At 71.7% G+C, this 22283-nt stretch carries 19 protein-coding genes; 15 read left to right on the top strand and 4 right to left on the bottom strand.

Features of this window, described 5'->3' with window-relative positions; translation table 11 throughout:
- Positions 1–122 precede the first annotated feature (122 nt).
- The 9 genes from D0D28_RS06295 to D0D28_RS06255 are packed head-to-tail and all read left to right on the top strand — an operon-like array spanning position 123 to position 10631.
- The gene (locus tag D0D28_RS06295; RefSeq protein WP_162830991.1) at positions 123–1772 is read left to right on the top strand and encodes an ABC transporter substrate-binding protein; all 1650 of its coding nucleotides are present in this window, start codon (positions 123–125) and stop codon (positions 1770–1772) included.
- On the top strand, positions 1772–2725 hold the full coding sequence (locus tag D0D28_RS06290) for an ABC transporter permease (protein ID WP_116110037.1): 954 nt from the start codon (positions 1772–1774) through the stop codon (positions 2723–2725). The genes D0D28_RS06295 and D0D28_RS06290 overlap by 1 nt, the downstream gene beginning before the upstream one ends.
- Before the next feature lie 5 nt (positions 2726–2730).
- Positions 2731–3630, top strand: coding sequence for an ABC transporter permease (locus tag D0D28_RS06285; protein ID WP_094005001.1), 900 nt, complete (start codon positions 2731–2733; stop codon positions 3628–3630).
- A complete protein-coding gene (locus D0D28_RS06280) occupies positions 3627–4604 on the top strand; it encodes an ABC transporter ATP-binding protein (RefSeq protein ID WP_094004927.1) in 978 nt (325 codons plus the stop codon). The genes D0D28_RS06285 and D0D28_RS06280 overlap by 4 nt, the downstream gene beginning before the upstream one ends.
- Positions 4601–5404 (top strand): ABC transporter ATP-binding protein, encoded by an 804-nt coding sequence (locus D0D28_RS06275; RefSeq protein ID WP_116110036.1) that lies wholly within the window; start codon positions 4601–4603, stop codon positions 5402–5404. The genes D0D28_RS06280 and D0D28_RS06275 overlap by 4 nt, the downstream gene beginning before the upstream one ends.
- Positions 5405–5442: 38 nt before the next feature.
- Positions 5443–5913, top strand: a complete 471-nt coding sequence (locus D0D28_RS06270; protein ID WP_094004929.1) for a DUF3237 domain-containing protein — start codon at positions 5443–5445, stop codon at positions 5911–5913.
- 2 nt (positions 5914–5915) lie between these two features.
- Positions 5916–7601, top strand: a complete 1686-nt coding sequence (locus tag D0D28_RS06265; protein ID WP_116110035.1) for a CocE/NonD family hydrolase — start codon at positions 5916–5918, stop codon at positions 7599–7601.
- Positions 7598–9244, top strand: a complete 1647-nt coding sequence (locus D0D28_RS06260; protein ID WP_094004931.1) for an amidohydrolase — start codon at positions 7598–7600, stop codon at positions 9242–9244. Before D0D28_RS06265 ends, D0D28_RS06260 begins: the two co-directional genes overlap by 4 nt.
- Complete coding sequence (locus D0D28_RS06255; RefSeq protein WP_116110034.1) at positions 9234–10631, top strand: NAD(P)/FAD-dependent oxidoreductase; 1398 nt, start codon at positions 9234–9236, stop codon at positions 10629–10631. Before D0D28_RS06260 ends, D0D28_RS06255 begins: the two co-directional genes overlap by 11 nt.
- Before the next feature lie 84 nt (positions 10632–10715).
- On the opposite strand, the gene D0D28_RS06250 is transcribed toward D0D28_RS06255, so the two are convergent.
- The 3 genes from D0D28_RS06250 to D0D28_RS06240 form a co-directional block, all read right to left on the bottom strand.
- Positions 10716–12068: an aspartate aminotransferase family protein gene (locus tag D0D28_RS06250; protein WP_094004933.1), complete on the bottom strand. Its 1353-nt coding sequence runs from the start codon at positions 12066–12068 to the stop codon at positions 10716–10718.
- Between the two features lie 76 nt (positions 12069–12144).
- Positions 12145–12630, bottom strand: coding sequence for an Lrp/AsnC family transcriptional regulator (locus D0D28_RS06245; RefSeq protein ID WP_094004934.1), 486 nt, complete (start codon positions 12628–12630; stop codon positions 12145–12147).
- 45 nt (positions 12631–12675) lie between these two features.
- Positions 12676–14106 (bottom strand): APC family permease, encoded by a 1431-nt coding sequence (locus tag D0D28_RS06240; protein ID WP_116110033.1) that lies wholly within the window; start codon positions 14104–14106, stop codon positions 12676–12678.
- A gap of 262 nt (positions 14107–14368) precedes the next feature.
- Between D0D28_RS06240 and D0D28_RS06235 the strand changes: the two genes are divergently transcribed.
- The 4 genes from D0D28_RS06235 to D0D28_RS06220 all read left to right on the top strand — a co-directional run bounded on the left by D0D28_RS06235 (position 14369) and on the right by D0D28_RS06220 (position 16644).
- Complete coding sequence (locus D0D28_RS06235) at positions 14369–14815, top strand: hypothetical protein (protein ID WP_198958185.1); 447 nt, start codon at positions 14369–14371, stop codon at positions 14813–14815.
- Positions 14816–14842: 27 nt separating this feature from the next.
- The gene (locus D0D28_RS06230; protein WP_116110032.1) at positions 14843–15259 is read left to right on the top strand and encodes a cupredoxin domain-containing protein; all 417 of its coding nucleotides are present in this window, start codon (positions 14843–14845) and stop codon (positions 15257–15259) included.
- 36 nt (positions 15260–15295) lie between these two features.
- Positions 15296–15997, top strand: coding sequence for a hypothetical protein (locus tag D0D28_RS06225; protein ID WP_116110031.1), 702 nt, complete (start codon positions 15296–15298; stop codon positions 15995–15997).
- Positions 15998–16125: 128 nt separating this feature from the next.
- On the top strand, positions 16126–16644 hold the full coding sequence (locus D0D28_RS06220) for a DUF6529 family protein (RefSeq protein WP_240323108.1): 519 nt from the start codon (positions 16126–16128) through the stop codon (positions 16642–16644).
- A gap of 96 nt (positions 16645–16740) precedes the next feature.
- Here the strand turns inward: D0D28_RS06220 and D0D28_RS06215 are convergent, their stop codons facing one another.
- The gene (locus D0D28_RS06215; protein WP_116110029.1) at positions 16741–18423 is read right to left on the bottom strand and encodes a right-handed parallel beta-helix repeat-containing protein; all 1683 of its coding nucleotides are present in this window, start codon (positions 18421–18423) and stop codon (positions 16741–16743) included.
- A 64-nt stretch (positions 18424–18487) separates the two neighbouring features.
- Between D0D28_RS06215 and D0D28_RS06210 the strand changes: the two genes are divergently transcribed.
- Positions 18488–19390, top strand: coding sequence for an SseB family protein (locus D0D28_RS06210; RefSeq protein WP_158224412.1), 903 nt, complete (start codon positions 18488–18490; stop codon positions 19388–19390).
- A gap of 77 nt (positions 19391–19467) precedes the next feature.
- A partial coding sequence (locus D0D28_RS06205) for an AfsR/SARP family transcriptional regulator (RefSeq protein ID WP_240323107.1) occupies positions 19468–22283 on the top strand: 2816 nt, incomplete at its 3' end.

Below are 22283 nucleotides of genomic sequence, written 5' to 3'. Positions count from 1 at the left end.
ACGAGTTTTTGTTAGTCGGTATTGACTAACTATGGCCGGGGGCACAGAATGATGCCACTCATCCTCGACCGAGGGCGACCGGATCGACGTGGACCCGGGCACCGCCTCGGAGGGAGATTCCCGTGACCAGAAAGCATCTTTCGCGCCGCCGGATCCGTCGTGCCGCGGTGCTCGTGTCGGCCGGCGCCCTCGCGGTCACCACGGGCTGCGGAGGCGGTGGCACGAGCGGGTCCGTCACCCCCGCCGACCTCGTGGTCTCGACCCCGCCCGCCGCCGGCGAGATCGACAAGGTCTCCTGGGCCCTGCCGATGGGCGAGCCGGCGACGGTGGATCCGGTGAAGGCCGGGGATTACTCGCCCAACACGGTGGTGAGCAACCTGTGCGAGCCGCTGATGCGGCTCACCCCGGACTTCTCCGTCGAACCGGGTCTGGCCGAGAGCGTGACGCGGCCGGACCCCACGACTCTGGTGTTCACCATCCGGCCGGGCGTGAAGTTCTGGAACGGCAACCCGCTCACCGCGGCGGACGTCGTGCACAGCCTGCGGCGCAACCTCGACCCGGGAAACCGGCCCGCCCACGCCGACGTCTTCAAGCACGTCGCCGACATCGTCCAGAGCGGGCCGATGCAGGTGACCGTCACCTTCACCAGACCCGACGAGCAGTTCCTGGACAGCATGGCCGGTTCGGTGAGCGCGGTCAGCGAAAAGTCCTTTGTGGAGAGAGCCGGGGACGGCTACGGCACCCCCAGCGTCGGCGTGATGTGCACGGGGCCGTTCCGGTTCGGCCGCTGGGTCCCTGGCGAGCGCGTCGTGGTGACCCGCAACGACGAGTACTGGGGGACCAAGGCGAAGGCGAAGGAGTTCGACTTCGTCTTCTTCACCGACGACAGCACCCTGACCACCGCGCTGGTCGCCGGTCAGATCGACGGGACCTACGAGGCGCCCATCGGCAGCCTCGACACCCTGCGCGGCTCGCCCGGCGGGAAGCTCTACTTCGGACCGTCGACCCAGTCGCTGAGCATCTGCCCGGCGACCACCACCGGCCCGGCCGCCGACCCGCGGGTGCGGGAGGCGCTGGACTTGGCGATCGACAAGACCAGCCTGATCGGCAACGTGCTGCACGGCGCCGGCGCGCCGCTGAAGACGTTCACGCCGCCGCTGTCGTGGGCGGGCGACCCGGCCAAGCCGGTGTTCGACGCCGGCTACGCCGCCCTGCCCGACACCTCCAAGCCCGACCTCGCCCGGGCGCAGGCGCTCATCAGGGAGGCCGCGCCCGCCGCGGAACCCCTGACGCTGGCCATCCCGTCCGGCGACCAGACCGGCCTGCAGACCGCGACGATCGTCCAGGCCGCGGCGAAGCAGATCGGCCTCACCCTGGACATCCGGCAGATGCAACCCACCGAGTTCAGCGAGCTGTTCTACGACCCGGCCAAGCGCCAGACCGTCGACCTGGTGATCGCGCAGGGCTACATCGAGGTGCCGGGGGTCTACTACTACTCGCCCGGGTTCGTCCTCCCCGGCGGCGTGTTCAACTGGACGGGCTGGCGCGACGCCGAGGTCGAGAGGCTGATGACCGAGGGGCAGCAGGCCGCCGACCCGCAGGTGGCGGCGGAGAAGTTCGTGGCCGCGCAGAAGGTCTTCGCCCCGGCGCGGCTGCAGATCAGCCTGGCCCAGCTGCACGAGCGGCTGTATATGAGCAACACCATCACCGGCGCGCCCGCGTCGTTCGCCTACATCGGCTCGGCCTGGGCCGCGGCCGTCGGGAAAGCCTGATGGGCGCCCAGATCGGCCGGTTCGTCGCCCGGCGCCTGGGCGCGCTGGTGGTGACCCTGCTGGCCGCCAGCCTGATCATCTACGGCGCGCTCCACCTCAGCCCCGGCGACCCCGCCGCACTGCTGGCGGGTGGCCGCAACCCCAGCCCGGAAACGCTGGCCGCGATCCGCGCGGAGTACCACCTCGACGACCCGTTCTGGGCCCGGTACTGGCATTGGCTGTCCGGCGTGTTCCAGTGGGATCTGGGCAAGTCGATGTCGTTCGGCGACCAGGTGTCGAACCTGATCTCCGCCCGGCTGACGAACACGCTGTTCCTCGTCGGGTACGCGGCACTGCTGATCATCTTCTTCGGTCTGGCCACCGGCATCGCCGGCGCGCTCGCCGGGAAGGCGGTCAACACCGTCATCACGACGACCACCAGCCTGCTGATGGCGGTGCCGACGTTCGTCGCGGCGATCGTGTTGATCTGGTTGTTCGCCACCAAGCTGAACTGGCTGCCGGTGTTCGGGTCGGGGACGGGTTTCGGCGACCGGATCGAGCACCTGACCCTGCCCGCGCTGGCGCTGACCGCGTCCTACATCGCCTACGTGAGCCGGGTGATCCGGTCGGCGCTGTCGTCGGAGCTGCACGGGGAGCACGTGGAGACCGCTCGCAGCCGTGGGGTCCGGATGCCGTCGATCGTGCGCAGGCACGTGCTGCGCAACGCGGCGGCGCCGGTGCTGACCGTCTCGGGACTCACCGTCGCCGGGCTGATCGCCGGGACGGTCGTGGTCGAGCAGGCCTTCGGTGTCAGCGGCATCGGGTCGCTGCTGGTGCTCGCCGCGCAGAAGCAGGACTTCGTCGTCGTGCAGGACATCGCCCTGCTCATGGTGGCCGCGTTCGTCGTGGTGAACACGGTCGTCGACCTGGTGAGCGCGGTGCTGGACCGGCGCCTGCTGCGGACGGGGGTGTGACCGGGATGCCCGAAACCCCTCTGCTGGCGGCCGAGGCCGTCCCGGCGGCCGGCGTCCCGCGCCGCCGTGGCTTCGGCCGGCTCCGGTCGGTCGCGGCGGTCGGTCCGATCGGGACGGTGGCGGCCGCGGTGTGCCTGCTGCTCGTCGCCGCCGCCGTGCTGGCGCCGTGGATCGCGCCGCACGACCCGAACGCCGTGGACGCGAGCAACGTGTTCGCGCCACCGTCGGCGGCGCACCCGCTCGGCACCGACGACACCGGGCGGGACCTGCTGTCCCGGCTCATCCACGGTTCGCGGCTGAGCCTGCTCGGGCCGTTGCTGGTGACGGTCATCGCGGCGACGCTGGGGACGATCCTGGGGGTGTTGTCCGCATGGCGCCGCGGGTGGCTGGACGCGGTCCTGTCCCGGGTGTTCGACGTGCTGTTCGCCTTCCCCGGCGTGGTGCTGGCGATCCTGGCCGCGGCGATCTTCGGTGCCGGGTTCCTCGCTCCGGTGATCGCGCTGTCCCTCGCGTTCCTGCCGGTCACCGCGCGGGTCATGCGCTCGGCCGCGCTGCGCGAGCGGAACCTGCCCTACATCGAGGCGCTGCACCTGCAGGGCGTGTCCGGCCTGGCGATCTGCGTCCGGCACCTGGTGCCCAACCTGATGCCGTTGCTGCTGGTGCAGGCCACCGTCGGGTTCGGCTACGCGATGCTCGACCTGGCCGCGATCTCGTTCCTCGGGCTCGGCCCGCAGCCGCCGGACCCGAGCTGGGGCGTCATGGTCGCCAACGGCAAGTCCGCGATCCTCGGCGGGCACCCGGAGCAGTCCCTGTACGCCGCGATCGTCATCGTCGTCGCCGTGGTGGCCGTGAACCTCGTGGGGGAGCGGCTGGCGGTCCACTACGAGATTGGTGAGTCATCATGACAGCGCCGTTGCTGCGGGTCTCCGACCTGCGGGTGTCGATCCGGCGGTCCACGACGGACGTCCGGCCGATCATCCGGGGCGTGAGCTTCGACATCCGGGCCGGGGAGGCGGTGGGCCTGGTCGGCGAGTCCGGCTCGGGCAAGTCGATGACCGCCCGGTCCATCATCCGGCTGCTGCCCGGCAACGCCGAGACCAGTGGTGAGATCACGTTCGACGGCGACTCGGTCACCGGCCTGACCCCGGCCGGTCTGCGGCGGATGCGCAGCCACTCGATCGCGATGATCTTCCAGGACCCGCGGGCGCACATCAACCCGGTGCGCACGGTCGGCGACTTCCTCTGCGAGGGTCTCGTGCTCACCCGGGGCGTCCGCCGCAGGGACGCGCTGCGGCGGGCCCGGCAGCTGCTCACCGACGTGTGGATCCCGGACGCGGACCGGCGCCTGCGCCAGCATCCGTACGAGCTGTCCGGCGGACTGCTGCAGCGGGTGATGATCGCGGCCGCGCTGGCGATCGAGCCGCGGCTGATCCTCGCCGACGAGCCGACGACCGCGCTGGACGTGACCACGCAGGAGGAGGTCATGGCGATCCTCGACCAGCAGCGGCGCCAGCGCGACCTGGCCCTGCTGTTCATCACGCACGACCTGGATCTGGCCGCCGCCGTCTGCGACCGGACCGCCGTCATGTACGCGGGCCGGATCGTGGAGACCGCGGCCACCGGCGACCTCCACGCCCGCGCCACCCACCCCTACACCCGGGCCCTGCTGTCCGCGCGGCCCACGACGGGGGAGCGGCGTGCGCGGCTGGCGACCGTCCCGGGTCGCCCGTCCGCGGCGTGGGAGGTGCCGGGCGGCTGCGCCTTCGCACCCCGCTGTCCACTCGCGACGGAGCGGTGCCGGCAGGACGATCCGGCGTCGCGGACCGTGGGGGACAGCGTCGTCGCCTGCCACCACGCGCAGGTGGGAGCCCCGGTATGAGCGTCCCCCTCCTCGACGTGCGGAACCTGCGCAAGGTCTATCCGGGCCCGCGCCGCGGCGAGCTGGTGGCCGTCGACGACGTCAGCTTCGCCGTGCAGCCCCGGACCTGCCTGGCGATCGTCGGCGAGTCGGGGTCCGGCAAGTCCACCTGCGCCCGGATCATCGCGGGGTTGGAGCGCGCCACCGCGGGCACCGTGGCCGTGGACGGGGACGCGTGGCACACCGGGCGGCCGGGCACCCGGGAACGCCGCCGCCGCGCCCGGATCGTGCAGATGGTGTTCCAGGACCCCTACCAGTCACTGGACCGCCGGCAGACGGTCGGCGGCTGCCTCGAGGAGAGCCTCCGGCTGCACTTCGACCTGACCGGCGACGAGCGGAGCGCCCGGGTGGCCGCCCTGCTCGACCTCGTCGGGCTGACCGCCGACCACGCCCGGGCCCGCCCGCGGCTGCTCTCCGGCGGCCAACGCCAGCGCGTCGCGATCGCGCGGGCGCTGGCCAGCGAACCCCGGCTGCTGATCCTGGACGAGGCGGTCGCCGCGCTCGACGTGTCGATCCAGGCGCAGATCCTCAACCTGCTCGCCGACGCCCGCGAGCAGACCGGCGTGGCGTTGCTGTTCATTTCGCACGACCTCGGCGTGGTGCGGCAGATCGCCGACGAGGTCGCGGTCATGCACCACGGCGCGATCGTCGAGCACGGCCCCGCCGCCACCGTTCTCGACGCACCCCGGGACCCCTACACCCGCCGCCTGCTCGACTCCGTTCCGCGCCCCGGCTGGCGGCCCACCCTGCGGCCGGCGTGACCCGTTTTTCGTTCGTCCCCACCAGAGGAGTTGCCACCATGCCGTTGATCGAGCCGACGTTGCAGTTCGCTTTCGAGGCACGCGTCGACATCGCCGAGCCGCTGTGGGTCGGGCGGGCATCCGAGGAAGAGGTGATGTTCACGCCCATCACGGGCGGGACCGTGTCCGGGCCGCGGCTGACCGGCGTGGTGCTCCCCTACGGCGGCGACTGGTCGACCACCCGCGGCAAGGGCAAGGAAACCGAACTCGACGCGCGGTACCTGCTGCGGGCCGACGACGGCGGCACCATCGACATCCACAACCGCGGCTGGTACCGCGCCGGGCCCGACGTCGAAAAGCGGCTCCGGGCCGGTGAGGACGTCAGCGAGGCCGAGTACTACTACCGCACCTTCCCGGTGTTCCGGACGGACGCCCCGGCTCACGCGTGGCTCAACTCGACGGTGTTCGTCGGCATGGCCCGCGCCGAAGCCATCGACCAGGTTCGCATCCGCTTCTTCGCATTGGACTGAACATGCACATCGAACGCATCGGCCCGGCCGAGCGCAGCCCCCTGGCCACCGAGGTGATGGTGCCCATGCGCGACGGGGTCCGGCTCGCCACCGACGTCTACCTCCCCGGCGGCGACACCACGCCGGGCCCGGTGATCCTGACCCGGCTGCCCTACGACAAGAACGGCGGGTACACCGCGCTGCCCGAGGTGGCCGAGTACTTCCTGCGGTTCGGCTACCGCATGGTGGTCCAGGACGTGCGCGGCAAGTTCCGCTCCGAGGGCGAGCGGCTGCTGTTCGTCAACGAGGCCGACGACGGCTACGACACGATCGACTGGATCACCAAGCAGCCGTGGTCCAATGGAATCGTGGGCATGTGGGGCGACTCCTACTACGGCTTCACCCAGTGGGCGGCCGTGTCCACCGCGCACCCCGCGCTGCGGGCGATCGCCCCACGGGTCACCGGCACCCGGCTCGGTGAACTGGCCGCGCCCATCCCGGGCACGCACACCCGCGAGGTGGAGATGGGCGTGCACCGGATGTACCCGCTCACCATGTTCCACGACCAGGACATGCTGATGTGGCAGATGGACTGGACCACGTTGCCCTACCACGACACCGTGGAGAAGTTCTTCGCCCAGGTCGGCAGCCGGTCGGCGTCCTACGACGTGTGGTACCCGAACCCGGTGCGGCTGCGCCGGTTCCGCCACGGCAGCCCGTTCGACGCCCCGGCCGTCCCGGTGCTGATGACGATCGGCTGGTGGGACAACTGCGCGCCTTGGCAGTGGCAGGACCACCGGGAGATCCAGCGGCGCCCGCACTGGGCGATCAACGAGTACCTGCTGATCGAGGCCATCGACCACGAGAGCAACTCGCACTTCGACCGGCCCTGGCTCGGCGGCGGCGCGCGGCCGACGCCGGAGGAGCGACGCGCGACGCTGCCGCGGTACCTCGGCCCGGCGGTCGAGTTCTTCGACGTCTTCCTGCGCGGTGCCGGAAAGCCGGCCGACATCCCGCGGGTGCGCTGGCAGCTCGCCAACGCCGATCCGTCGTTCCGGGTGAGCGAAACCTGGCCGCCGCCGGAGACCACGACGATCACCCTCTACCCGTCGGACGCCACCGCGGCGCGCGGGAAGGCGCCTGGTGGCGTCCTGGGTCCCGATCGCCCGGCCGCGGGCGTGGAGGCGACCTGGAAGCACGATCCCACCGGCCCGGTGCCGTCACTGGCTCCCGATCCCTTCGCGTACCTGCTGTTCCACCCCGATCAGCGGGGCAACCTGGACCGGCCCGACGTGCTGGTGTTCGGCGGGCCGCCGCTGGCGGAGCCCCTGGACCTCGTGGGTCCGGTGTCGTTGCGGGCCCAGGTCCGCGCCGACGGCCCGGAGCTGGACCTGTTCGCGAAGCTGTTCGACGTGGCACCCGACGGCTCGGCGCACCTGATCGCGCGCGGCCAGGTCACCGTGCTCGCCGCCGGGTACGACCGGGATGTCGAGGTCGACCTGGGGCACGCCGGCTACCGGCTGCCCGCCGGGCACGCGCTGGGCCTGGCGATCGCCGGCAGCGACGCGCCCGAGTTCGTGCCGTTCTGGGGCCAGGAGGGCAACCGCTGGGCCCAGACCACGGCGTCGGTGACGACGCAGTCGATCACGCTCGGCGGCCCGTCCGGTGCCGCGCTCAGCCTCACCGTCCACCGGGGGACCGGCTCATGAGCACGACGGTCTTCCGGAACGGCGCTGTCTTCTGCGCGGACGCGGCGCGATCGGTGGCCAGCGCGGTCGCCGTGCGGGACGGCGTGATCGTCGCGGTGGGCGGGGATGCGGAGGTCGCCTCGATCCGGGCCGGCGACGTGGTCGATCTCCACGGCCGGCTGCTGCTGCCGGGTTTCGTCGACGCGCACGTCCACCCGGTGATGGGCGGGCTGGAGCGGCTGCGGTGCGACCTGAGCGGGCTGGCGACCGCGGACGAGTACCTGGCCGCCATCGGCGGCTACGCGGCGGCTCATCCCGATCGGGCGTGGATCCTCGGCGGCGGCTGGTCGATGAGCGCGTTCCCGCGCGGCTGCCCGACCGCGGCGGTCCTCGACCGGACGGTGCCGGACCGGCCGGTCTTCCTGCCCAACCGCGACCACCACTCGGCCTGGGTGAACACCCCGGCACTGGAACTGGCGGGCATCTCCGCGGACACGCCGGACCCCGCCGACGGCCGGATCGAGCGGGACGAGCACGGCCTGCCCACCGGCACGCTGCACGAGGGCGCGATGGCGCTCGTCGAACGGCTGGTGCCCGCCCCGGCGCAGGCCGACTTCGACGCGGGGCTGCGGGAGGCCCAGCGCCACCTGCACTCGCTCGGCGTCGTCGGCTGGCAGGACGCACTGGTCGAAGTGGACGGTCCGGGCGCGTCGGTCCATGCGGCCTATCTGCGGGCGCAGCGGGAGGGCACTTTGACGGCCCGGGTGACGGGTGCGTTGTGGTGGGACCGCGCGTGCCCGCCCGACGGCGTCGCCGACCAGGTCGCCGCACTGGTGAAGCTGCGCGAGGAGACCGCCCGGCTCGGCGGCCGGTACGACGTCGGCACCGTGAAGGTGATGCTGGACGGGGTCGCGGAGACGTTCACCGCCGCCATGCTGGAGCCCTACCTGGACCGGTGCGGGCACCCCACCGGCAACCGCGGGCTGAGCTTCCTCGACGCGGAGCTGGCGAAGGCGGTGACGATCGCGCTCGACGCGGCCGGCTTCCAGGTGCACTTCCACGCCCTCGGGGACCGCGCGGTGCGCGACGCGCTGGACGCCATCGCGGCGGCCCGTGCCGCCAACGGATCGTCCGGCCGGCGGCACCAGCTCGCGCACCTGCAGGTGGTGCACCCCGACGACGTCCCGCGGTTCCGGCGGCTCGGTGCGACCGCGAACCTGCAGGCGTTGTGGGCGACGCACGAGCCGCAGATGGACGAGCTGACCATCCCGTTCCTCGGCGACGAGCGCGCGGCCCGGCAGTACCCGTTCGGTGATCTGTTCCGCGGCGGCGCGACGCTGGCGATGGGCAGCGACTGGCCGGTGAGCTCGCCCGATCCGCTGGCCGCGGTGCACGTCGCGGTGAACCGCGTCGGCTACGACGCGCCGGCCGGGACGCCGCCGCTCGGCGCGCACCAGGCGTTGCCGCTGCCCGTGGCGCTCGCCGCCTACACCGCGGGTTCGGCGTGGGTGTCTCGTGTGGACACGGGCACGATCGCCGTCGGCAGGCCCGCCGACCTCGTGGTCCTCGACCGGGACCCCTTCGACGGGCCGGTCGGCGAGATCGGCGCCGCGAGGGTGGCCCGCACCTACATCGACGGGCGGCTCGTGCACGATGAACGCTGACTCCGCCCTGCGCGACGCGCGGGAACTGCCGTTCTGGCTCGACCAGCCGGACTGGCGGCGCCCGCCCAGCGAACCACTGCTCGGGACCGATCGCTGTGACCTCGTCGTCATCGGCGGTGGGTACGCGGGCCTGTGGACGGCCCTGCTGGCGAAGGAACGCGACCCGGGGATCGACGTCGTCCTGCTCGAAGCGCACCAGATCGGCTGGGCGGCGTCCGGGCGCAACGGCGGGTTCTGCGCCGCCAGCCTCACCCACGGTCTCGCCAACGGCGTCCAGCGGTTCCCGGCCGAGATCGAGCGGCTGGAGCAGCTGGGGCGGGCCAACCTCGACGCGATCGAGTCCGCGGTGCACCGGTACGCCATCGACTGCGACTGGCAGCGCACCGGCGAGCTGACGGTGGCGACCCAGCCCTGGCAGGTCGACGAACTCGCCGGAACCCGGGCGCTCGCCGCGCGGCACGGCACCGAGTTGCGCCTGCTGGACCGGGACGAGGTGCGGGCCGAGGTCGACTCACCCACCTACCTCGCGGGACTGGCGGACCCGGACGGGGTGGCGCTGGTCGACCCCGCCCGGCTGGCGCGGGGGCTGCAGAACGCGTGCCAGGCCCTCGGGGTGCGCATCCACGAGGGCACCAGGGCCGACCGGATCGAGCGGGACGGGGCCGGCATGCGGATCGTGACCGCGACCGGGGTGCTGCGTGCCGGGAAGGTGGCGTTGTGCGCGGGCGTGTTCGGGCCGCTGCTGAAGCGCCTGCGCTGGTACCTGGCTCCGGTGTACGACCACGCGCTGGTCACCGAACCCCTGACGGCGGACCGGCTCGCCGCGATCGGCTGGGCCAGGCGGCAGGGGATGAGCGACGCGGGAAACCAGTTCCACTACTACCGGCTCACCGCGGACGACCGGATCCTCTGGGGCGGCTACGACGCGATCTACCACTACGGCAGCCGGATCGCGCCCGATCTGGAGCAGCGCGACCGGACCCGCCGCCAGCTCGCCCGGAACTTCTTCGTCACCTTTCCCCAGCTGGCGGGGATCCGGTTCACGCACACCTGGGGCGGGGTGATCGACACCTGCACGCGGTTCAGCCCGTTCTTCGGCAGGGCTTGTGGCGGCCGGGTCGCCTACTCGGCCGGGTACACCGGGCTCGGCGTCGGAGCCACGCGGTTCGGGGCACAGGTGATGCTGGGCTTGCTCTACGGCCGTGACCTGGAGCTGACGTCGCTGGAGATGGTGCGCCGGAAGCCGGTGCCGTTCCCGCCGGAGCCGTTCCGCTACGCCGGGATCCAGTTGACCCGGTGGTCGCTGGGCCGGGCGGACCGGGGCGGCGGGCAGCGAAACCTGTGGTTGCGCACCTTGGACCGGCTGGGGGTCGGGTTCGATTCGTGAACCGCGAGGGGCGGCTGCCGAAGGTTGAGGGGTTTCCGGCCGGACCGGGTGGCCTCCGCGGGCCACCCGGTCCGGCCGGATGGGTCAGAGCCGCGACCACGCCTCGGTGAAGGCGGTCCGCAGGATCTGCTCGATCTCGTCGAACTGCTGCTGCCCGCAGATCAGCGGCGGTGACACCTGCACGACGGGCTCGCCGCGGTCGTCGGCCCGGCAGTAGAGGCCGCCCTCGAACAGCGCCGTCGACAGGTAGCCACGCAGGACCCGTTCGCTCTCCTCGGCGGTGAAGGTCTCCTTGGTCGCCTTGTCCTTGACCAGTTCGATGCCGTAGAAGAAGCCGGCGCCCCGCACGTCGCCGACGATCGGGAGATCGCGGAGCTTGTCCAAGGTGGACTTGAACGCCTGCTCGTTCGCGCGCACGTGCTCGTAGAGACCGTCGCGCTCGAAGAGGTCCAGGTTGGCCAGCGCGACCGCGCAGGACACCGGGTGCCCGCCGTAGGTCGAGCCGTGCATGAACGTCGTGTCGCCGTGGCGGAACGGCTCGGCCAGCCGGTCGCTGATCAGCACGGCCCCCAGCGGCGCGTACCCGGAGGTCAGTCCCTTGGCGGTGGTGATGATGTCCGGCTGGTAGCCGTATCGCTGCGCGCCGAAGGCGTGCCCGAGCCGGCCGAACGCGCAGATCACCTCGTCCGACACCAGCAGCACGTCGTAGGTGTCGCAGATCTCCCGGACCCGCTCGAAGTAGCCGGGAGGCGGCGGGAAACACCCGCCGGTGTTCTGCACCGGCTCCAGGAACACCGCGGCCACCGTGTCCGGTCCCTCGAACTCGATCGCCTGCGCGATCTGGTCGGCCGCCCACCGCCCGTAGGCCTGGTAGTCGTCGGCGTGCTCCGGCGCGCGGTAGAAGTTCGTGTTCGGCACCCGCAACCCACTGGGCACGAGGGGCTCGAAGTCCTGCTTCGCGCCGGGGATCCCGGTGATGGACAGGGCGCCCTGGGACGTGCCGTGGTAGGCGAGGTGGCGGCTGATCACCTTGTGCTTGCCGGGTTTCCCGGTGAGCTTGAAGTACTGCTTGGCCAGCTTCCACGCGGTCTCGACGGACTCGCCGCCGCTGACGGTGAAGAACACGCGGTTCAACTCGCCCGGCGCCTCGCCGGCGAGCCGTTCGGCCAGCTCGACGGCGGTCGGGTGGACGTAGGACCACAGCGGGAAGTAGGCCAGCTCCGCGGCCTGCTTGGCCGCCGCCTCGGCCAGTTCACGCCGGCCGTGGCCGGCCTGCACCGCGAAGAGCCCGGCGAGCCCGTCGAGGTAGCGGCGGCCGCGGTCGTCCCAGATGTAGGCCCCCTCGCCGCGGACGATCAGCGGGACCTCGTCCTTGTCGTAGGCGGACAGCCGGCTGAAGTGGAGCCAGAGGTGGTCGCGTGCGGCGGTCGGGGTCATGAGTGTCCTCGCAGGGCTTCGGGCTGTACCTTCCCCTACGTTTATCGCACATCAAGACCCTGGAGGCAACTAAAAACTACCGTGTACCCCACTGATACGACTGTTTCCGTAGCTTGAGGTAGGTCAGCGTCTCGATGTCACGCACCCCGGGGATGGTCCGGATCCGGTTGGAGAGCAGGTCGAGCAGCCGGTCGTCGTCGGGGCACACCGCCTCGCACAGCAGGTCGTACTTGCCGGCGCAGATCACCACGTAGTCGATGTGGTCGAGCTCGGCGAGCGCGTCGGCGACCGGCTCCAGCGGGCCGTCGACCTTGAGCATGATCATCGCCTGCCGGAACAGCCCCACCTGCATGGGATCGGTGACCGCGACGATCTGGACGACCCCGCTCTGGGTCAGCCGCGCGACCCGCTGCCGCACCGCGGCCTCGGACAGCCCGACCGCCTTGCCGATGGCCCCGTAGGGTCGCCGGCCGTCCTCCTGCAGCTGCTCGATGATCTTCTTCGACACGTCGTCCAGCGGCGCGGCGACGGACGGCTCGGGCGTGGTTGAGTTCTTGCGCACGGCCGCATCATCGCCGCGCCGCCGGAGCGCGGCAACAACCGGGGCTTACGTGTCGGCCGGCACCGCCACCGGAGCCGGGTCCGCGACGGGCTCGCGGTGCCGCGTGAAGTACGGCGAGCGCCGCACCCAGGCGATCGTCATCGGCACCAGGCCCAGCGCCAGCGCGCCGAGCCCGATCGCGTTCACCTCGGCGTCGTTGGTGAGCACCGCCTGGATGAAGATCCACAGCAGGAACGCCGCGCCGAGCAGCGGCCACAGCCCGACGAACACCAGGTTCCGGACGGACTTGAGCAGCTCGCGGCGATACGTGATCACCACCGCGAGCCCGGCCAGCCCGTAGTAGAAGGCGATCTGCAGGCCGATCGCGCTGATCGCGGCGGTCAGGATGGTCCCGACCGAGCCGAGGAAGTTGGACAGCACGAACAGCGCCAGCGCCACGGCGGCGACGATCACCGTGGCCAGCCAGGGGGTGCGCCACTTCGGATGCGTCCGCCCGAGCGCGGCGGGCAGGGTGCGGTCCCGGCCCATCGCGAACATCGTGCGCGTGACCTGGACCAGCGTCGTCTCCAGCGTGGCGATCGTGGACAGCATCACCGCCAGCGACAGGATCTTGCCGCCGGCCCCCGGCCAGATCGCCTGCCCCAGCACGTCGAGCAGGTTGCCGCTGTCGGCGGCGATGGTGTCCGCGGACAGCAGCATGTTCACCATCACCGTGAACGCCAGGAACAGGCCGAGCACCACGAGCACGCCGGTGATACCCCCGGCGCCGGCGGCGCGCCGCGCGGATTTCGTCTCCTCGTTGAGGTTCGCGCTGACGTCCCAGCCCCAGTAGTAGAACGCGGCGACCAGCGCCGCGGCGGCGAACCCGCCGAACCCGTCGAAGTGGCCGAAGCCCAGCCAGGACCAGGAGAAGGACTGCACCGCGATCTGCGGCGCCCTGGCGAAACCGGCGACGACGAAGCCGGCCAGGATCGCCACCTCGACCCCGGTCATGATCCACTGGACGCGGGCCGTGACGTGGGCGCCGAGCAGCACCACGATCGCCATCACGAGGAACCACCCCGCGCCGACCACCGTGACCAGCGCGGTGTTGCCGGCGAGGTCCGGGTTGAACAGCGACAGCGTCAGCGCGCCGGCCGGCAGCGACCCGGCGACCATGAACAAGGTCGCCGACACCACCAGTGCCCACCCGGACAGGAACCCGAGTGCCGGGTGCAGGGCCCGGCCGACCCACGCGTAGCTCGCCCCCGCGTTGACCTCGGCCCGGCCGAGGTAGCTGAACGCCCAGGCGATACCGAGCATCGGGATGCCGCAGTACAACAGCGCGGCCGGGCTGGCGAGGCCCGCGGCCGCGACGAGAGTCGCGGTGGTGGCGGCGATCGAATAGGCGGGGGCGCTGCCGGCCACGGCCATCATCGCGGTGTCCGCCGCGCCGAGTGCGTTGGCGCGAAGCCCTGGGGAATGTCCTTCGGTCATGCGCGGCCTCCGTGAGGTGAGGAGAAGCGTTGCCCCATTGAAGGTTCTGATACCGAAGCCGTCAAGCCTTTGGGCGACTAAATTCGTGTTACCGAGCTGAGGGGGCGCTTGATATCGTTGTCGGCTTGCCTGGGTGAGGGCGCCCGGCGCCGGCGCCCGGATTGTCACGAATCGGTATAGCCGCAATCCCGCACGCGGGACTGCGTCGAATCATCCGTACCGCTCCAGCCCCCGGTGGAACCGCGCTCACCCGGGAGGCATCGTGAAACTGAGAGCATCGCCGGTGGATGCGGCGCCCGGCCGAAGAATTCTCACCGTCGCGCTGCGACTGATCACCGCGGCGGCGCTGGCGATGGACGCGTACGTGCACTTCGACCTGGCGTCCACATACGACACCGTCGCCGACGTGATCAGCCAGGGCACGTTGTTCCGCGTCACCGCCGTACTCGCCGTGGTAGCCGGGTTGCTGGTGCTGCTGGTCAACCGCGTCTGGGCCCCCGCGTTCGCGCTCCTGGTCGCGGCCGGCGCCCTGGTGCCGGTTTTGCTGTACCGCTACGTCGATGTGGGCGAACTCGGTCCGATACCGAACATGTACGAGCCGGTCTGGTACCCGGACAAGACGCTGACCGCCGTGGCCGAAGTGGTGGCGGTGGCCGGTGCCGCAGCACTCCTCGTGCTCGCCAAGCGCCGATCCGGCCGCGCCGCCTGACTGCGTCGAACAGGAAAGAGAAGAGAAATGCGCACAGTGTTGATCGCAGTGGTGCCGGTGGTGATCCTCGCCCTGTCCGGGTGCGGCGGAGGATCGGAATCCCCGGCGCCGCCCGCGTCCCCGGCCGCACCCGGGCAGGCCGAGCCGGCACCCGGGTCGACGGTGATGACCAAGCTGCTGAAGTTCGACCCGGAGAAGCTCACGGTCAAAGCCGGAACCACCGTGGTGTGGAAGGTCAGCGACCAGCTCGGGCACACCGTCACCACCGGCACCTTCAGCGTCGGCGGCAACAACCTCCGCACGTCGGAAAACCCCGATGGGTTGATCGACATGCCGCTGACCAAGGACGAGGAGGTGTCGTTCACCTTCGGCAAGCCCGGCACCTACACCTACTACTGCTCGATCCACAAAGGAATGAACGGTGAAGTCACCGTCACCCCTTGACAGCAGCACAACCCGGAACAACGGAAGGGTAAGATCATGAAACACCCACTCCCCAGGGGGGCGGCACTACTCGCTGCGGGACTGCTCGTGCTCGCCGGGTGCAGCTCGGGCGAAGAGTCCCAGGCGCCGCCGCCTTCGCCACCGTCGCCGACATCGGCGCCTGCGGCCACCGCGGCCACCGGTAAGGCCGCCACGACGACTGCCGCGGCGGAGTTGCGTTCCGGCCTGACGTACCTGCTGACCGAACACGTCTACGCCGCCGGGATCGCCGTCACGACTGCGGTGTCCAAGGGCGGCGACATGAACGACGCGACGGTGAAGGCCGCGGTCGAGGCCCTGGATGCGAACTCGGTGGCGCTGTCCAAGGCCGTCGGTTCGGCGTATCCCGATGCCGAGCAGCCGTTCCTGGAGTCGTGGCGTCAGCACATCGGTTTCTTCGTCGACTACACCCTGGGCAAGGCGACCGACGATCAGGCCAAGGTGGACAAGGCCAAGACCGATCTCGACGGCTACCGGACCTCGTTCGGGCAGCTCATCAATTCCGTGGTGCCGGAACTGCCGGCCGGCGCCGTCGCCCAGGAACTGCAACCCCACGTGCAGAGCCTCTTCGACGCCATCGACTCCGTGGTGGCCGGTGACGGCCAGGCCTTCGCCAAGCTGCGCACCGCGGCCGAGCACATGCCGATGACCGCGGCCACCCTCGCCGGTGGCATCGCCGAGAACAAGAAGCTCAGCTAGTCCCGTCGGCCAAGGCCGGCCGGCTCGGTCACCCGACCGGCCGGCCGGTCTTGACACCTCACTCGGGAGATCCCATGAACACCGGCCCAACACCACCGCGGAGCCGGCAGTCCCGCACACCGGCCGTGGTGCTGGTGGCAGTGCTGTTCGCCGGAGCGGCCGTTTCCCTCACCCTCGGCCTGCTCGGCGCCGCACTCGGCGAACCCCGCAGCCTGCCCACGTGGGGCTTCTCCAGTGTGCAAACGTTCAAGGCGTGGCTGGCCGGCGCGGTGCTCGTGCAGGTGCTCGCCCAGCTCGTCACCGCGCTGTCGATCTACCAGAAGCTGCCGGGCCGGCGACCGGCACCGCGGTGGGCGCACCTGCTGCACCGGATCACCGGCACCGCCGCGTTCCTGGCCGGCCTCCCGGTCGCGTTCTACTGCCTCTACGGCTTCGGGTTCGACGCCACCACGCCACGCACGCTGATGCACTCGCTCGCCGGATGCCTGTTCTACGGGGCGTTCACCACGAAGATGCTCGCGCTACGCGGCAAACGGCTGCCCCGGCTCGTCCTGCCGCTCGCCGGCGGGGCGACCTTCACGCTCTTCGTCCTCGCCTGGACGCTCGGCGCGGCGTGGTGGTTCCGGCAAACCGGGCTGACGACGTGACCACGGGCCGCTCGACTGTCCGATCAGGAGGGAAAACCTGGCGTGCCCGCGCGGCCGGGGCCGCCGGCGACCCGCTCGTGAGCGGCAGCTGCCCGGTCAGCCCGTGCCGCGGACCGCCTCGCGCAGGTCGTCCAGCGTGAGGGTCCGCAGGTCGTCGCGGGTGGGGCGGTGGCCCAGCGAGCGCAGCCGCGTCGACTGGGCCTTGCGCATCCGCTCCAGCAGCTTGCGCGCCTCACGCGCGTTGCCGAAGTTCTGGTCCCGCTCCATCTGCGCGAACCACTCCAGCAGCGCCACGTCGAGGTCCTCGCCGAGCAGGTAGTCGTCGTTGCGGGCCATGTGCAGGCTGATCGACACCAGTTCCTCGGGGCTGTAGTTCTCGAACTCCAGCGTCTTGCCGAACCGGGACGCCAGACCCGGGTTGGCGTCGAGGAACTCGCCCATCTCGCCGGTGTACCCCGCCACGATCACCGCGACCTCGTCCCGGTGGTCCTCCATCAGCTTCACCAGCGTGTCGATGGCCTCCTGGCCGAAGTCCGCGCCACTGCCGCTGGAGCGGGACAGCGTGTAGGCCTCGTCGATGAACAGCACGCCACCGCGTGCCTCGTCGAACGCCGACGCCGCCTTCTCCGCCGTGTGACCGATGTACTGGCCCACCAGATCCCGCCGCGAGACTTCCTTGAACCGCCCGTTTGGCAGGATCCCCAGCGCCTTGAGCAGCTGGCCGTAGATGCGCGCGACGGTGGTCTTACCGGTACCGGGCGCGCCGGCGAACACCAGGTGGTTGCTCACCGTGCCGACGGACAGCCCCTCGCTGCGGCGCCACTCGTTGACCTGGATCTCGTCGATCAGGCCGCGCACCTCGGCCTTGACGCTCGCCAGGCCGATCATGCCGTCGAGCTCGCCGAGCAGCTTGTCGACGGTCTCCAGGTCCTGGTGGTTGCCGGTGGTCGCGACCGCGCCGACCGGGACCTTGCCGCGCGACGGGTCGCCTTCGCGGATCTCCGTGCGCGCGCCGTCGGCGAGGTGGATGCCCGGCACGGCGGTGTTCTCCACGCGGCAGTCCTCGATCACGCCACCGCAGCCGCGGCCGACGCTGATCCCGGCGCCCTGCGTGTCGTGCACCCAGCAGGTGCTGATCGTGGGCGAACTCTGGTCCGCCACCGCGACCCCGGCGTCGCCCGTCTGCGAGATGTCGCAGCGGTCCAGGCCGGAGTCGCCGGCCTGGTACATGTACACCCCGCGGAACCCGCACCCGGCGATCGTCGTGTGCTGCACCTTCACCCGCGCGCCGAGCCGCAGGATGACGCCGTCGTCGGCGATCTCGCGGATCTCGCAGCGGTCGATCACCCCGTCGGACTCCTCGACGACGATCCCGTACTGCGCGCCCGTCACGTGGGTGTTGCGGACCTCGATGCGGTCGGCGCCGGCGACGTCGATGCCCGGCGCGAACCCCGCGGTGGCGGTGCAGTCGACGATCTTCACCTCGCCGCCGCGCACCCGGACCGAGGAGTGCTCCTCGGAGGCGAACTTCAGCCCGATCAGCTCGACCCGGGCGTCGGTCAGCGACACGACCGGCTGGTCCGGGAACGGCGAGCTGATGGTCACGCTGCCCGCCTCGCGCGCCGACAGGGTCACGTGCTGCCGGTTGATCGAGATCGGCTCGGGGTAGTCCCCGGGCGCGATCGAGATCACCGCACCGTCGTCGGCCGCCTCGAGCGCGTCGCGGATGGTGGGCAGGGCGCCGCGCTGGTCAGGGGCGACGAAGAGGGTGCGTGGCATGGCTTCCGTGGTTCGGCCGACTAGGGTTTGCAGGACAAAAGGTACCCCAGAGAGGCAAGCACGCGTGGAACCTTCCTGGCAGCCGGGCAATGACCTCGAGCACGCGCTGATGGCGGCGATCGAGGAGGGGGACCCCCAGCGCTACGCGCGGCTGGTGCTGGACGCGACCTTCTACGTGCCGGTGCTCCCCGATCCCGGCACCCCCGAACGAGAAGAGGTGACACGTCAACTCGGCCTGAGCGAGCACGACATCCTGGTCTTCACCTCGCCCGCCGTGCTCGGGCGGTTCCTCGGACCCGACGCCCGCGGCCACACCACGGCGACGTTCGCCGAGCTGACCGCCGGGGCGGCGGAGGAGGCCCGGTTCATCATCGATCCGGGCCTGCCCATCACCGCGGTCCTGCCCCCGGCCGTGGTGCCCGAACTGGCCGAGGGACGGCAGGCGACCGCGCCGGTGTCGGAGCTGCGCGACGTCGTCCGCGACGAGGTGCGCCGTCTCGTCCCGTTGCTGTCGCTCGCGGAATTCGCCGGCGACCGGGAACCGCGCACCGACCTGCCACCGTCCAACGCTCTGGAACACGCGCTGGCCGCGGCGCTGGCGGAGCGGAACGAGGAAGCGTACATGCGGGCGCTGGTGAGCGGGGAGGTGGTGGTCCCGACCACGGGACCGGTGCCGGCCAACGACCTTCCGGGCATCCCGCCGCTGCCGTGGCGGCTCGCCGGCACCGACGAGATCCCGGTGATCACCGTGTTCTCCTCGGTGGCCATGCTGGAGGAGGTCGCGGGCAAGGACCAGCACTACACGACCGACCTGCTGTTCAACGTGTTCATCCGGTGGCCGGACGAGCGCCACGTCCTGTGCGTCAACCCGGGCGCCGAGACGGAGATGGTCCTGTCCGGACAGGCGGTGCTGGAGATCACCGACCTGATCGCGACGGACCTGTCATCCGATGGTGGTGGTTCCTAGCGGTCCGGGTGCGTCTTCTGGTTGTTTGCAGCCATGACCCGGGCGGTGGCCCGCGTGCGGAAAGGTGATGACGAGCTGTGCCCGAGACCCCGTCCCGCCCGGTGCGGTACCGGCTGCTGGGCCCGATCGAGGTATCGGGACCGGACGGGCCGGTGCGGCTGGGCGGGCCGAAGCAGCGGTCGGTGCTCGCGGCGGTGCTGCTCGCCGCCGGGCGCGTGGTGCCCGACGAGCAGCTGTTCTCCCTGGTCTGGGGTGCCGCGCCGCCGGCGACGGTGCGTGGACAGGTGCAGGTGTACGTCTCCGAGCTGCGCAAGCTGATCGGCGCCGACGTGATCAGCCGGCGCGCGCCGGGGTACGTGATCGAGGTCGGGCCGGGGGAGCTGGACCTGCACGAGTTCGACGACGCCGTCGCCAGGGCGCGGGACGACCTCGACGCCGGCCGCGTCGGTGAGGCGGCCCGCCGGCTGCGCGCGGCCCTCGACCTGTGGCAGGGACCGGCGCTGGGCGGGGTCACGCAATCGCTGCTGGACCGGGAAGGCCCGGCGCTGGCCGAGAAGCGGCTGAGCGCGCTGGAGGACTACTTCGACGCCGAACTCGCCGCCGGGCGGCACCGCGCGGTGGTCACCGAGCTGCGGCAGGAGGCCGAGGCCAACCCGTTCCGGGAGCGCCTGCAGGCCCTGCTGATGCTGGCGCTGCACAAGTGCGGGCGGACGCCCGAGGCGCTGGAGGTCTACACCGCGGTCCGGTCCCGGCTCATCGAGGAACTCGGCGTCGAGCCGGGGCCGTTGCTGCGGGACACCCAGGTGCGGCTGCTGCGCGACGAACCCGAGGAGGGGCCGGTGCCGCGGCAGCTGCCCGGTGACGTGCCGCAGTTCGCGGGGCGGATGCGCGACCTGGCGCGGCTGGACGCGCTGCTGCCGCTGGACGGCAGCGGCGGGCGGCCGTCGGTGTCGGTGGCGGTGGTCAGCGGCGGCGCGGGTGTCGGCAAGTCGGCTTTCGCGGTGCACTGGGCGCACCGCGTGCGGGAGCGGTTCCCGGACGGGCAGCTGTACGTCAACCTGCGCGGCTTCGATCCCGGTGCGTGCGCGATGAGCGCGGCGGAGGCGGTGCGGCGGTTCCTCGACGCGCTCGCCGTTCCGGCGCAACGGATCCCGGTGAGCGTCGAGGCGCAGGTCAGCCTGTACCGCAGTCTCCTGGCGGACAAGCGGGTGCTGGTGGTGCTGGACAACGCGCGCGACGCCGGCCAGGTGCGCCCGCTGCTGCCCGGCGCGCCCGGCAGCTTCACGCTGGTGACGAGCCGGAACCAGTTGTCCAGCCTGGTCGCGGTGGAGGGCGCCGCGCCGGTGAGCCTGGATCTGCTGTCCGACGCGGATGCCCGCGAGCTGCTCGCGCGGCGGCTGGGTGCGGACCGGGTCGCGGCGGAGCCGGAGGCGGTCGCGGCGATCAACACGCTGTGCGCGCGGCTGCCGCTGGCGCTGGCGATCGTCGCCGCGCGGGCCGCGACGAACCCGGGGTTCACGCTGGCGGAGCTGGCCGGCGATCGCCGCGCCGCGCGCGGCGGGCTGGACGCGTTCGAGGGCGATGACGCGACGTCCGACGTGCGGGCGGTGTTCTCGTGGTCGTACCACGCGATCAGCCCGGAGGCGGCGCGGTTGTTCCGGTTCCTGGGGCTGCACCCCGGGCCGCACGTGACGGTCGCGGCCGCGGCGAGCCTCCTCGGGGTGCCGCGGGTGAAGCCGCTGCTGGCCGAGCTGTCGCGGGCGCACCTGGTCACCGAGCGCGCGCCCGGGCGGTACGCGTTCCACGATCTGCTGCGCGCGTACGCGATCGAGCTGACGCACGAGGAGGACTCGGAGGCGGAGCGGACCGCGGCGGTGCGGCGGATGCTCGACCACTACGTGCACACGGCGCACGCGGGCGCGGCGGGGTTGAGCCCGCAACGCGAGCCGCTGGTGCTGGACCCGCCGGCGCCGGACGTGGTGGCCGATCCGCCCGACGACGCGGGGGCCTGGTTCGCGGCCGAGCACCCGGTGCTGCTGGCGGCGATCGACCGGGCGGCGGCGACCGGGTTCGACACGCATGCGTGGCAGCTGGCGTGCGCGTTGAGCCACACGTTCGTGCGGCAGGGCAGGCACTGGCTGGGGGAGCCGCGGACGTACCAGGTGGCGCTGGAGGCGGCCACGCGGCTCGGGGACCCGGTGGCGCTGGCGCACAGTCATCGGGGGCTGGCGGTGATCCTGACGGCGCTCGGCCGGGACGTGGAGGCGCGGGAGCAGCTGGACCGGGCGCTGGATCTGTTCGAGGAGCTGGGGGATCTCGGGTACCAGGCGGATGTGCGGCAAGGGCTGACGTGGGTTTGCGATCGGCTCGGGGACTACGCCGAGGAGTTCCACCACGCGCGGCGGGCGCTGGAGCTGTTCCAGGCGGCGGGGAACCGGTCCGGGGCGGCCAGCGCGCTGAACAACATGGGCTGGAGCTGCGCGCGCTTGGGGGATCACGAGCAGGCGCTGGCGTACTGCAAGGAGTCGATCGCGGTGCAGGCCGAGCTGGGAAACCTGGTGGGGGAGGCCAATGCGTGGGACAGCGTCGGGTACGCGCAGCAGTCGCTGGGAAACCTGGACGAGGCGGTGCGCTGCTACGAGGTCGCCGTGGGGCTCTACCGGCGCCACGGAAGCCGCTACTACGAAAGCCGAACACTGAACCGCCTGGGCGACGCCCACCTGACCCGGGGCGACGGCGCCGCCGCGAGGCGCGCCTGGCAGGCGGCGCTGGACTTGCTGGAGGAGCTCGGTTCACCGGACGGAGGCCAAATCCGAGCGAAGCTCGGCGGAGCGGCGGTCGTCGGCGGGGCGGCGGTCGTTGGTGGGGCGGCGGTCGTTGGTGGGGCTTCGTC

The organism is Amycolatopsis ruanii, assembly GCF_003385175.1.
Taxonomy (GTDB): domain Bacteria; phylum Actinomycetota; class Actinomycetes; order Mycobacteriales; family Pseudonocardiaceae; genus Amycolatopsis_E; species Amycolatopsis_E thermalba.
This window is presented reverse-complemented; position numbering and strand designations above follow the sequence as displayed.